This is a genomic window from Serratia sp. S4 (genome assembly GCF_000347995.1).
In the GTDB taxonomy this organism is placed as follows: domain Bacteria; phylum Pseudomonadota; class Gammaproteobacteria; order Enterobacterales; family Enterobacteriaceae; genus Serratia; species Serratia quinivorans.
On record NZ_KB661120.1, the window covers coordinates 1,815,692 to 1,828,483 of the forward strand.

A 12,792-nucleotide genomic window follows, 5' to 3' on the forward strand; every position below is an offset into this window, starting at 1 on the left:
ATGTGAGGCGTTCATAGAGTAAAAATGGATATTTCGGCGGGACTATTTGAACAGTTGGCTCAACACTACAGCCAGCAACCCGAAGCCATTGCGGTACAAGACGCGGACAGCGTACTGAGTTATCGCGACTTCTGCCATCATGTTTTTAGTATTTCCTCCTGTTTGCGGCAGTGGATTAACACTGACAGAGTCTGTATCGGTTTATTCTGCGAGCCTTCTACTACTCTGGTAAGCGGTGCCTGGGGTATTTTGGCCAGCGGTTATGCTTATTTGCCGTTGGCGCCAGAATATCCCGATGAGCGGTTGCGTTATATGATTGCCGACTCAGAGGTAAAAGTTATTCTTTGCCAATATCATCTCAAAGAAAAATTGCAAACGCTGATCGGGCCAGGTGTCACGATTATTACCGACAATGATATCCCTTATCTTTCGGATTTGCCCAAAGCGGTTTTTGACATTGCTGATTCTTCCGACGCCGCGCGACTGGCTTATGTGATTTACACCTCAGGCAGTTCGGGCAAACCGAAAGGCGTAATGGTCAGTTACCCTAATATTTCTCGTCATATGCATTACCTGTCCCATCGTTTTGCTTTTGGCGCACAGAGTAAGATTTTGCAGAAAACGCCCATGAGCTTTGATGCGGCGCAGTGGGAGATCCTGGCGCCGGCGATGGGATGTTCGCTGGTGATAGCACCGAAGGATTGCTACCGCGATCCGGATATGATGGTGGCGACCTTGCTGCGTCATCAAATCACCAGCCTGCAATGCGTACCGACGCTGCTGCAAGCGCTGGTCGAGCAGCCACTGTTGCAGGATTGCCAGGCGTTAACGCAGGTCTTTTGCGGTGGCGAAATATTGACGCGCAATCTGGCAAAGCAATTCTTTCAGTGCCTGCCGCAAGCTCGCCTGATCAACCTGTATGGCCCAACGGAATGTACCATCAATGCGTCGGTGCATGAGGTTGAGAAAGAGGGTCTGGAACAGTCACCGGACGCCGTTTCGATAGGGCGGCCGGTGGAGGATACCGCGTTTTATGTGCTTGATGCGCACCGTCAGCCGGTGGCCGAGGGTGAAAAAGGCGAGCTGTACATCTCCGGTGTGCAGGTGGCCAATGGCTATTTGCTGCGTCCCGAGTTGACGGCTGAACGGTTTCTGACGAATCCATTTAACTCTGCGGCGGAACATGCGCGCATGTATCGCACTGGCGATGTGGTTTACCGGGATAGCCTCGGCAGCTATCACTTTGCCGGCCGGGCAGATAACCAGATTAAACTGCGCGGTTACCGTATCGAGCTCGATGAAATTCGCCTGGCGATTGAGCGTCACCTCTGGGTGAAAAGGGCGGCGGTAATGGTCAATGAAGACGAGCGAACGCATTATCAAAACCTGATCGCCTGCGTCGAGTTGGACTCACAGCATGCGGCGCTGATGGATCAGGGAGTCCACGGCGAGCATCATCAGTCGAAGGCCAGCAGGCAACAGGTCAAGGCGCAGCTGTCCAATGCGGGGTGCCGCAGCGAGGACGAGTGCCGGGCATTGCCCGCGATCGCGCTTGCCGGCGCACAGGCTACGGCGCAGCAAAACTATCGGGCTTTCAGCCGCAAAAGTTACCGTTTCTTTGAAGGGACGACGCGGGTTACCGAGGCGCAATTATTGTCAATTCTGGGGCGCAGCCCGCGTGCCATGTTGGCGAGCGATCTGCAAGCGCTGTCGGTGGAGGATTTTGGCGCGCTGCTGCGTAACTTTGGCCAGTTCGCCAGTGAAAAACGATTGTTGCCCAAATACGCCTACGCATCGCCGGGGGCGCTGTATTCGGTTCAGATGTATCTCGAGCTTCACCGAATGTTTGGCTGGCCGGCGGGGATCTACTATTACCACCCTGTAAACCACCGTTTGTATTGCGTATGCGAACTGCCTGAACAGGCAACGGGCAGCCTTGAAATCCACTTTATCGGCAAACGCGCGGCTATCGATCAGGTTTATCAGAACAATATTCAGGAGGTTCTGGAGATGGAGGCCGGTCATATGTTGGGGCTGTTCGATGAACTGCTGCCAGAATATGGCCTGCAGGCAGCCTCCGGCGCCCAGCCGGGGGCGTTGCCACAGTGGTATGACGGCGCCGCAACTGACTATTATTTTGGCGACTTTCGCATTCAGCCCGCCAATATGGAGGCTGCTGTCGACCACCCAGAGTTTTTTGTCCAGGTTCATGCGCAGGGCGTCGCCGATATGTCACCTGGGCTGTACCACTATCGCCAGGGCTCGCTGCATTTTATGGATGAGGAGATCCTGGCACGTCATCACGTTATCGCTATCAACCAGCAAGTCTATCAGCGTGCGGGTTTTGGCATCATGCTGGTGAACAACCATGCTGATGCTCAGGGGCATTACATTATGCTGGGGCGTGCGCTGCATCGTCTGCAAGCCAATCCGCTGGGGCTGGGGATGATGTCGGCCGGCTATAGCTCGAAAAGCGGGCACGACTTGCCTGCTGCAAAGGCGATGCGGACGCTGTTGACCCGCCACGGGTTGCCGATGCAGAGCTGTTATTTCTGTATCGGCGGCCCGCTCAGCCAGTCGCAGCTGTGTCATGACGGCATGGATGAGGATCGGGTGCATATGCAAGGGCCAACTGAAATGCTGAAAGCCGATTTAGCCGCGCAGTTACCACAATACATGATCCCGAACCGCGTGCTGGTCATGGACAAGCTACCGCTGATGGCCAACGGTAAGGTCGACCAACAAACGCTTAATCGTATGTATGCTTGCCAACTGAATACCGAAAAGCCAATTGTGGTGCCGGAGGGCGAATTACAACAGCGTTTGGCCGAAATCTGGTGCCGGGTCATGAAGTGGGAAAGGGTCTCTGCGGACGATGATTTCTTTGAGAGCGGGGGTAACTCACTCACCGCAGTCATGTTTATCAACCAGGTCAACAAAGCACTCGATATTAAATTGCCGATGCAGATCCTGTTCCAAACGCCGAACATCGTTGCTTTGGCCGACTGGATAGAACGCAATGCCTATCTCGCGCCACAGCTGTCGCGCTTGGTGCCCTTTAATCGACAGCAGGCACCGGCGATTTTTTGCTGGCCAGGTCTGGGAGGCTATCCGCTAAGTCTGAAAGCGCTGGGAGAGAGTCTGAGCCAGGCGCGTGCCTTTTATGGCGTGCAGGCGCTGGGCATTAACGAAGGGGAGCTGCCACTAGAGTCCATTCAGCAGATGGCGGCGGCAGATATCGCGCAAATCCGACGCTTGCAACCCCAGGGGCCCTATACGTTGTGGGGATACTCCTTCGGCGCACGCGTGGCTTTCGAGGCTGCCTACCAGTTGGAGGCCGAAGGGCTGGTGGTGGAGGAGCTGTACCTGATTGCTCCCGGTTCGCCGAAAACGCAATTTGACCGAGAGCAAGAGGGTAACCAGCAGGTCAGCTTCACCAATCCGGTGTTTGTGGCGATTTTATTTTCCGTTTTTGCCCGCCAGGTGGAAGGGCCATTGCTTGAACGCTGTCTGGCAGAGTGCCGTGAAGAGGGGGACTTTGTGCGTTTTATTTGCCGCTGTTTCCCACAGCTTCAGGTGGAACTGGTGGTGCGGATCATTGAGATCGTCAAGCAAACCTATGCCTTCGGCTATAACTTCGAGGAACTGCAGCAACGCCAGGTTCGGGCGCCGGTGACCGTTATTAAAGCGGCCGGTGACCATTATTCCCAACTTGAAAATTCACCGGCCCTGCTGGCCAATCCGCCGCGGGTGATCTCGCTGGCGGTGGACCATTACCAACTGCTGCTGCCTGAAGGTGTCGCGCAACTGCAAGCGGCCCTGTTTCCCTCTGTTTCCGTTAATGTGATAAGTGAGTCATGATGCAAGCTAATTTACTGCCTTTGGTTATTCATCCTGAAGTGAAAGCCGCCCTGGAAAGTCGCCACGCGGTGGTTGCGCTGGAATCAAACGTCATTACCCACGGGCTGAACTATCCTGCCAATGTGGAGACTGCGCTGGCGGTGGAGGCGGCAGTCCGCCGCAGCGGCGCGGTTCCTGCGACCATTGGTATCTGCGATGGCGAAATTTTGGTGGGCATGCATCGCGAACAGATCGAACGTTTCGCCACCACGCCTGGCATTGCGAAAGTATCCAGCAACAATTTGCCTTTTGTGCTGGCGCAAAAAGGCATGGGGGCCACTACGGTGGCTTCGTCGCTGATGTTGGCCGAACTGGCCGGTATTGGTTTCTTTGCCTCTGCGGGCATTGGTGGTGTGCATCGCGGGGGAGAAGACAGCATGGATATCTCTTCCGATTTGATCCAATTTACCCGCACTAATGTGACGGTGGTGTGCGCAGGAGCCAAAAATATCCTCGATATCGGGCGTACGCTGGAGTTTCTGGAAACCCAGTGCGTTCCCGTGGTGACCTATCAGACGGACGATTTCCCGGCCTTCTATTGTCGCAGTAGCGGCTATCGCAGTCCGCAACGGCTGGACAGCCTGGAGGAGATTGCCCAGGCGATTGATATTAACCACGCATTGCCGGGCAGTGCGGCGATGGTGGTGGCAGCACCGACCAAACCGGAGGATGCGATTGACAGCCGTGACGTTCAGGCAGCGATCCAGGCCGCCATCGAGAATGCGGCCGCCGAAGGCGTAACTGGCAGCCAGGTAACCAAATTCATTATGAAAGCGGTTGAGCAGGCGACCCAAGGGCGTTCGGCCATGGCCAATGCGGCAGTATTGGTGAACACCGCCGAAATTGCGGGTCAGTTGGCTATGGTTTATCACCGGTCGCGCTAAGAAAAGCCGGCGTTGCCCTCAGGGAAGGGGGCACGCCGGAACCCGATTGGCGCATGCCTTAAGCGGTCATTGGGGGGCACTTTCCTGATGATGTTACCCTGCACTAGGGTGACAAAAAACAAATCGTGCGATCCACTGATAAGAGCTGATTGACTTTTTTATCGCCAGTGGCATGATGCGCGCACTCTCATTGCGCGTTCGGTTTCAATCTCACTATGTCCGCATATTCCCGGCCAGTGCTCCTGCTGCTCTGTGGCCTGTTGTTGCTCACGGTTTCTATTGCCGTATTGAATACGTTAGTTCCTCTTTGGTTAACCCATGCTCAGTTGTCAACCGGGCAGGTGGGAATGGTAAGTTCCTCTTACTTTACCGGCAATCTGTTTGGCACGCTGATGGCGGGCAAACTGATCCAGCGCATTGGGTTTACCCGCAGTTATCACCTTGCCTGCGTGGTGTTCGCCGTGGCGACCGCCGGTATGGCGTTGTCGCTCGATTTTTGGAGTTGGATGGGCTGGCGTTTCTTTGCCGGTATCGGCTGCGCCTGGATTTGGGTGATTGTTGAGAGCGCCTTATTGCGCAGCGGAAACCTTACCAACCGTGGCCAACTGCTGGCGGCCTATATGATGGTTTACTACCTGGGAACGGTGGTCGGCCAACTGTTGCTGAGTATGGTGTCTACCGAACTGTTGAACGTAGTGCCCTGGGTGACGGCCATTGTGATCAGCGCCATGTTGCCGATGTTGTTTGCCCGGGTTAACAGCCAGCACGATGAACCTCAACACGCCGCGGTTTGGCCGATGCTGAAACGCCGCAGTGCGCGGTTGGGCATCAATGGCTGTATTATCTCCGGTATTGTTCTCGGCTCGTTGTATGGCCTGATGCCGCTGTATTTATCCCATCAGGGGATGAGCGATGCCAACGTCGGTTACTGGATGGCATTACTGGTCAGTTCAGGCATTGTCGGCCAGTGGCCGGTAGGGCGCCTGGCTGATCGCTATGGGCGCCTGCTGGTGTTGCGTATTCAGGTATTCGTGGTGATCCTCGCCAGCGTGGCGATGCTCAGTCACTCTGCCATGGCACCGGCGCTATTCATTCTCGGCTGTGCCGGGTTTACCCTGTACCCGGTTGCGATGTCCTGGGCCTGTGAGAAAGCGATGCCTCATGAGCTGGTGGCGATGAATCAGGCACTGTTGATGAGTTACACCATCGGCAGCTTGCTCGGCCCGTCGATGACGGCGCTGCTGATGCAAAATTATTCCGACCAATCGCTGTTTGTGATGATCGCCGCAGTAGCCCTGGTCTATCTGATGATGCTGCTGAAAAAGCCGGACCCGCAACACACCCCGCTGGCTGCCGCCTGAGCATAAAAAACCCGGCCATAGCGCGCCGGGTTTTTTGTTGTAGCCAAGGCCTCAGTACATCACTTTGTGGCCGTAGCTTTCCAGAATGCCTTTGACGCGTTCCATGGTGTCCGCTTTCGGCGGATGGACGCCGTCCAGCTTGTACTCTTCCCCCATCGCCACCCACTTATGCTTGCCCAGTTCGTGATAAGGCAGCAGTTCGATTTTCTCGATGTTGGTCATATCCTTGGTGAATTCGCCCAACAGGTGCGTCGACTTGTCATCATCTGACCAACCCGGCACCACGACGTAACGGATCCAGGTGCGCTGATTGCGTTTCGCCAAATAGCGAGCGAACTCCAGCGTGCGGTGGTTGGAAACGCCGACCAGATTTTGGTGAATGTCGTCGTTCATCTGTTTGAGATCCAGCATGACCAGATCGGTGGCGTCCAGCAGTTCGTCGATCACCGGATCGTAACGGCGGACAAAACCGTTGGTGTCCAGACAGGTGTTGATACCTTCTTCGTGACAGGCGCGGAACCAGTCGCGGACGAACTCGGCCTGCAGAATCGCTTCGCCGCCGGAAGCGGTAACGCCGCCGCCGGAAGCGTTCATAAAGTGGCGATAAGAGACGGCGTCTTTCATCAGCTCTTCCACGGTGACTTCTTTCCCGCCGTGGGTATCCCAGGTATCACGGTTGTGGCAATACAGGCAGCGCATCAGGCAGCCCTGGAAGAAAACGATAAAGCGGATCCCTGGGCCGTCTACGGTGCCACAGGATTCGAAGGAGTGGATGCGACCTTTCACTGACATTGCGGGGTTTTCTCCAATATTGACTGTCAAACGCAGTCTAAAAGTAGGCTTGTAACCGCCAGACAGGGATCAGCGATGCAGCAAGCGGGCAGGGCCCGGCGACTGGGGTGGAACGATTCCTGTTGGCCGGTTATTACGCCGGTTAACTGTTTTGCCGGATAGCCATTCTATTGAGTATAGCCATCTGGCAAAACAGACTCGCGCTGAGTCAGGGGAGTGCATTTATTAAAAAGGCCGGAAAGATCCGGCCCCGGGTTTCAGCTTAACCACCGGGCGGGAAACCCCGCCCGGATGGGGCACTTACATCGACTGAGTGAAAGTACGGGTAATTACGTCTTGCTGTTGTTCTTTGGTCAGCGAGTTGAAGCGAACGGCATAACCGGATACGCGGATGGTCAGCTGAGGATATTTCTCAGGGTTTTCCATCGCGTCCAGCAGCATTTCACGGTTCATCACGTTAACGTTGAGGTGCTGGCCACCTTCGATAGAGGCTTCGTGGTGGAAGTAACCGTCCATCAGACCTGCCAGGTTGGCTTTACGCACGTCGTCATCTTTACCCAGCGCGTTTGGCACGATGGAGAAGGTGTAGGAGATCCCGTCTTTCGCATAGGCAAACGGCAGTTTGGCTACGGAGGTCAGGGACGCTACGGCACCTTTCTGGTCACGGCCGTGCATTGGGTTGGCACCTGGACCGAATGGAGCGCCTGCACGGCGGCCATCTGGGGTGTTACCGGTTTTCTTGCCGTAAACCACGTTAGAGGTGATGGTCAGTACAGACTGAGTCGCTACTGCATTACGGTAGGTGCGCAGTTTCTGAATTTTCTTCATGAAACGTTCTACCAGGTCGCAGGCGATGTCATCTACGCGAGCATCGTTGTTACCGAACTGCGGGTATTCACCTTCGATTTTGAAGTCTACGGCCAGGCCGTCTTCGTCACGGATGGTGGACACTTTAGCGTACTTGATAGCAGACAGGGAGTCAGCCGCCACCGACAGACCGGCGATGCCGCAAGCCATGGTGCGATAAACGTCACGGTCATGCAGCGCCATCAGTGCAGCTTCATAGCTGTACTTGTCGTGCATGTAGTGAATGATGTTCAGCGCGGTCACGTACTGCTTGGCCAGCCAATCCATAAAGTGGTCCATGCGTTCCATGACTTTGTCATAGTCCAGCACGGTATCCATCATTGGCGCTTCTTTCGGGCCAACCTGGATTTTCATTTTTTCATCAACGCCGCCGTTGATGGCGTACAACATGGTTTTCGCCAGGTTGGCACGGGCACCGAAGAACTGCATTTGTTTGCCGACAATCATCGGACTGACGCAACAGGCGATGGCATAGTCATCGTTGTTGAAATCAGGACGCATCAGATCGTCGTTTTCATACTGTACGGAGGAGGTGTCGATAGACACTTTCGCAGCGTATTTTTTGAAGTTCAACGGCAGTTTTTCAGACCACAGGATGGTCATGTTCGGTTCCGGAGACGGCCCCATGGTGTACAGGGTGTTCAGGAAACGGAAGCTGTTTTTGGTGACCAGGGTACGGCCGTCAACGCCCATACCTGCCAGGGACTCAGTCGCCCAGATTGGGTCACCGGAGAACAGTTCATCATACTCAGGGGTACGCAGGAAGCGAACCATACGCAGTTTCATCACCAGGTGGTCAATCAGTTCCTGCGCCTGTTCTTCGTTCAGTTTGCCCGCTTCGATGTCGCGTTGGATAAACACGTCAAGGAAGGTGGACACGCGGCCGAAGGACATGGCTGCGCCGTTCTGGGATTTCACTGCAGCCAGGTAGCCGAAGTAGGTCCACTGTACGGCTTCTTGCGCGGTGGTAGCCGGGCCAGAGATATCGCAGCCGTATTTGGCCGCCATTTCTTTGATTTGACCCAGAGCGCGATGCTGTTCAGCAATTTCTTCACGCAGCTGGATGGTCATTTCCAGATCTTCGCCGTTTTCCAGCTTGGTCTGCAGTGACTTGAACTGGTTCAGCTTGTCGGCCATCAGGAAATCGATGCCGTACAGGGCTACGCGACGGTAGTCACCGATGATGCGGCCACGGCCGTATGCATCTGGCAGACCGGTCAGCACGCCGGATTTACGGCAGTTCAGAATGTCTTTGGTGTAAACATCGAATACGCCCTGGTTGTGGGTTTTGCGGTATTCGGTGAACACTTTTTTCAGCTGTGGATCCAGTTCGCGGCCATAGACCTTACAAGAACCTTCCACCATTTTGATGCCGCCGAATGGGATCAGCGCGCGTTTCAGTGGTGCATCAGTCTGCAAACCAACGATGGTTTCCAGCTCTTTGGCAATGTAGCCTGCGTCGTGCGAAGTGATGGTAGCTGCAACGTTGGTGTCGAAATCAACTGGCGCATGGGTGCGGTTTTCCAGTTTGATCCCTTCCATAACCTTGTCCCACAGGGTGGAAGTGGCCTGAGTTGCGCCGGCCAGGAAGGATTCGTCACCCTCGTAAGGAGTGTAGTTTTTCTGGATGAAGTCACGAACGTTGACTTCATTCTGCCAGTCACCCTTACTGAAACCTTCCCAAGCTTTGGCTAACTTCTCGTTAAGTTCGGTCATTATACACCTACCTTTATTTGTGGAGTTCTAACTCGGCGCGCGGTAACTAACAGCTTAGTGCTGTTGTTCACCACCACGCAGATAAATTACCCAGTAAGTCAACCCAACCAGCAGGCCGCCACCAATGATGTTGCCAATGGTGACCGGGATCAGGTTGTCGATGATAAAGTTGCTTACGGTCAGATGAGCAAACTGCTCAGGTGTTGCCCCTACGGCTTGCCAGAATTCTGGCGTGGCGAAGTTTTTAACCACGATACCCATAGGGATCATAAACATGTTGGCGATGCTGTGTTCAAAACCGCTGGCGACAAACATGCCGACCGGCAGGATCATGGCGAACATTTTGTCCATCAGGCTGCGGCCGGAGTAGCTCATCCACACCGCCAGGCAGACCATCAGGTTAGCCAAAATGCCGAGGCAGACGGCCTCAACAAAGGTGTGATGCAGCTTGTGATCCGCGGTTTGCAGGACGTTCAGGCCCCACTGACCGTTGGCGACCATGTGCTCGCCAGAGAACCAGATGAGTGCCACAAAGAACAGTGCGCCAATCAGGTTGCCAATATAGACATTCAGCCAGTTGGCGCCCAGTTGGCACCAGCTGATGCGGCCGCTGGCCTTGGCAATGACAATCAGCACGGTGGAGGTGAACAGGTCGGCGCCCGAAACTACCACCAGCATTAACCCCAGAGAGAAACAGATGCCGCCGACCAGTTTTGCCAGGCCGAAAGGCACACCGGCAGTGCCGGTAGTCGCAGTGATATAAAACACGAATGCGATTGAAATAAAGACGCCGGCAGTGATCGCCAAATAAAACGTTTTCAGCGGATGCTTGGTGGCTTTATACACACCTGCATCTTCAGCGATTTTCGCCGTTGCTGCAGGTAATATCAGATCGAAGGGGTTGTCAGCTTTCACACTAACTCTCGCTTTTAAGGGTTAAAACAACGCAATAAGATACTAACAAAGCAGTATAGGGTAAAAATTGATTTGGATCATAAGGCGAGAAACTAAAGCAGCCAAAAACCAGATAAATCGCAAGGTTTATTGAGTTAAGTTATTGAATTTAATGATAAAACTATTTTTTAATGTTTGCAAATAATTTTGAAAAGACGGTTGTGGCAGCCTCGATAAGGTTAAATTTTAACGCATTTTGTCACTTTTCAGGTGGTAGGGTTTAATTATCGGTTAATTATTATTTCACCAGTCAGTAACAATTGCCGTTTTATTTGTCTTGTTTGCCGATAAGTGCGTAATGAGTCGAAAAAAATAAACAGAAAACTCGCTTATTTAACCGCCAAAATAAGAGGGTGGTATTTTTGAACAGAGACTTTGAGGTTTAGCGCCGGCAGAGATCCACCGGCGCAAAAGGTACTGAGATTATGCCTGTGCCCAATAACGGCGCTTGGCGTTCTGCAGTTTTTCGTAGGCCGCTAACAGAGCCTGATGAGCCGGCAAGGCTTTCAGACTGCTATCGACCGCGAACAGGCCGTTAAAGCGCTCTTCGCCGCTGATGGCCGCAGAGGCAGCATCCACCGCTTCCTGACCGTACATTTTCACGAAGGCCGCGTAGTACTGCGCCGGATCGCGTTCTGGCTCTTGCGTCAGCAACAGCAGGGTTTGCAGGCAACGGTAGTAGTTGCTGCGTGCCGGGCTCAACACCGAAGCGTTGAAGTCCTGCGTCCATTCGGCCCAGATCAGCGCCTGATCCATATCGCCGCCGGCCAGCGCCAGCATTGATTTCAGCTCGCCCACGCGCAGGGTATTCCAGGCGTTGTCTTTACCGGTGGCAATACCCAACAGCTCACGCACGCGGGTGAAATCGTCCAGGCCTTCGTCGTCAAAGCGTTCAATCAGCGCCAGATATTCTTGTGGCTCCCACTCACTGCCCGGCAGCGCCAGCAGAAGATCTCGCAGATGTGCACCCATGCTGTTGTTAGCCAGCAGCAGGTCTTCTGCAGGATAGATGTCTGACATGCCCGGCACTATGATACGGCAGGCGTACACGTCCAGATGCTCGTAGTCGGCGATGTACACTTCCGCGCCTTCTTTATCGAAGATGCTCATCAACGTGGCGAACTCTTCCTGCGTACTGCCGCTGAAGCTCCAGTCGACAAACGGGTAATCCGCATCCTGCTTGAACATATCCCAGGAGATCAAACCGCTGGAATCGATAAAGTGGGTTTCCAGGTTGGTGTGTTCCGCCACTTCTTCGTCGTCGAAGGTTGGCGCGGTGAACACGTCCAGATCCTTCAGACTGCGGCCCTGCAGCAGTTCAGTGACGGTACGCTCAAGCGCCACGCCAAAATCAGGGTGGGCACCAAACGAGGCGAAACAGGTGCCGTTAGCCGGGTTGAACAGCACAACGCAGATCACCGGATAGTTGCCGCCCAGTGAGGCGTCGTAGGACAGGATAGGGAAACCTTCTTCTTCCAGCTTGGCGATGGCTTCCACCACGCCCGGATAGCGGTTCAATACTTCCGCCGGGATCTCCGGCAGGCTGATGGATTCGGCGATGATGCGGTTTTTCACATAGCGCTCGAACACCTCAGACAAGCCCTGCACGCGAGCTTCGTTGGCGGTGTTGCCGGCAGACATGCCATTGGACACATAAAGGTTACCGATGATGTTCATCGGGATATAAACCGTCTGCTGGTCTGACTGACGGGAAAACGGCAGGGCGCAAATGCCACGATCGCCATTACCGGACTGCAGATCGATCAGATCGCTGGCGTTAACATCCTGATCCGGATTGTAGAATGCATGCAGACGTTCATCGAGAATACCGGCCGGCAGCGAATCATCGGCCGGGATCGGGAACCATTTCTCGTTCGGGTAATGCACGAAATCGCCTTCGGCAATCTGCTTGCCCAGATAGAAGTCGGCAAAGAAATAGTTGGTAGAAAGGCGTTCGAAGTATTCGCCCAAAGCGGAAGCCAGCGCAGCTTTCTTGCTGGCGCCTTTACCGTTGGTGAAGCACAGCGGGCAATCGCGATCGCGGATGTGGACCGACCATACGTGCGGCACCGGGTTCAGCCAGGAGGCCTCTTCGATATTAAAACCCAGATCGCTTAATTTCTGTTGGAAACGGGCGATAGAGTCTTCCAGCGCGGCATCTTTGCCAGGGATAAAAGTTTGCGTCATTGTCTTCACTTTTTGAGCGTACTAAAAACGCGCAATGATACGGGGTTTTACGCCCAAGCTCCACGTATTCCTAAATCGGTGGCAAAGTCACAGTTTTTTTGAGGATAAGGGCCATAATTCAGCGGGTTATC

The 12,792-nt window shown here is 54.2% G+C and carries 7 protein-coding genes; 3 read left to right on the forward strand and 4 right to left on the reverse strand.

Annotation, left to right across the window (positions count from 1 at the left end; all coding sequences use genetic code 11):
- Nucleotides 1–24 precede the first annotated feature (24 nt).
- The 3 genes from SERS4_RS0109235 (at nucleotide 25) to SERS4_RS0109245 (ending at nucleotide 6,145) form a co-directional block, all read left to right on the forward strand.
- Complete coding sequence (locus tag SERS4_RS0109235; RefSeq protein ID WP_017892269.1) at nucleotides 25–3,861, forward strand: amino acid adenylation domain-containing protein; 3,837 nt, start codon at nucleotides 25–27, stop codon at nucleotides 3,859–3,861.
- Nucleotides 3,858–4,784, forward strand: coding sequence for a pseudouridine-5'-phosphate glycosidase (locus SERS4_RS0109240; RefSeq protein WP_017892270.1), 927 nt, complete (start codon nucleotides 3,858–3,860; stop codon nucleotides 4,782–4,784). Before SERS4_RS0109235 ends, SERS4_RS0109240 begins: the two co-directional genes overlap by 4 nt.
- A 215-nt stretch (nucleotides 4,785–4,999) precedes the next feature.
- On the forward strand, nucleotides 5,000–6,145 hold the full coding sequence (locus tag SERS4_RS0109245; protein ID WP_012006130.1) for an MFS transporter: 1,146 nt from the start codon (nucleotides 5,000–5,002) through the stop codon (nucleotides 6,143–6,145).
- A gap of 51 nt (nucleotides 6,146–6,196) precedes the next feature.
- Here SERS4_RS0109245 and pflA read toward each other — a convergent pair whose 3' ends face one another.
- The 4 genes from pflA to ycaO form a co-directional block, all read right to left on the reverse strand.
- Entirely contained in the window at nucleotides 6,197–6,937 is a 741-nt protein-coding gene (pflA, locus tag SERS4_RS0109250; protein ID WP_012006131.1) for a pyruvate formate lyase 1-activating protein, read from the reverse strand.
- A gap of 300 nt (nucleotides 6,938–7,237) precedes the next feature.
- Complete coding sequence (pflB, locus tag SERS4_RS0109255) at nucleotides 7,238–9,520, reverse strand: formate C-acetyltransferase (protein ID WP_017892272.1); 2,283 nt, start codon at nucleotides 9,518–9,520, stop codon at nucleotides 7,238–7,240.
- A gap of 54 nt (nucleotides 9,521–9,574) precedes the next feature.
- Nucleotides 9,575–10,435, reverse strand: coding sequence for a formate transporter FocA (gene focA / locus SERS4_RS0109260; protein ID WP_012006133.1), 861 nt, complete (start codon nucleotides 10,433–10,435; stop codon nucleotides 9,575–9,577).
- Nucleotides 10,436–10,897: 462 nt separating this feature from the next.
- On the reverse strand, nucleotides 10,898–12,661 hold the full coding sequence (ycaO, locus tag SERS4_RS0109265) for a 30S ribosomal protein S12 methylthiotransferase accessory factor YcaO (RefSeq protein ID WP_017892273.1): 1,764 nt from the start codon (nucleotides 12,659–12,661) through the stop codon (nucleotides 10,898–10,900).
- Between the last annotated feature and the right edge of the window lie 131 nt (nucleotides 12,662–12,792).

Coding starts and splice junctions, on each gene's coding strand:
- SERS4_RS0109235 (WP_017892269.1), top strand. CDS start 25: ATGGATATTTCGGCGGGACTATTTGAACAGTTGGCTCAACACTACAGC.
- SERS4_RS0109240 (WP_017892270.1), top strand. CDS start 3,858: ATGATGCAAGCTAATTTACTGCCTTTGGTTATTCATCCTGAAGTGAAA.
- SERS4_RS0109245 (WP_012006130.1), top strand. CDS start 5,000: ATGTCCGCATATTCCCGGCCAGTGCTCCTGCTGCTCTGTGGCCTGTTG.
- pflA (WP_012006131.1), bottom strand. CDS start 6,937: ATGTCAGTGAAAGGTCGCATCCACTCCTTCGAATCCTGTGGCACCGTA.
- pflB (WP_017892272.1), bottom strand. CDS start 9,520: ATGACCGAACTTAACGAGAAGTTAGCCAAAGCTTGGGAAGGTTTCAGT.
- ycaO (WP_017892273.1), bottom strand. CDS start 12,661: ATGACGCAAACTTTTATCCCTGGCAAAGATGCCGCGCTGGAAGACTCT.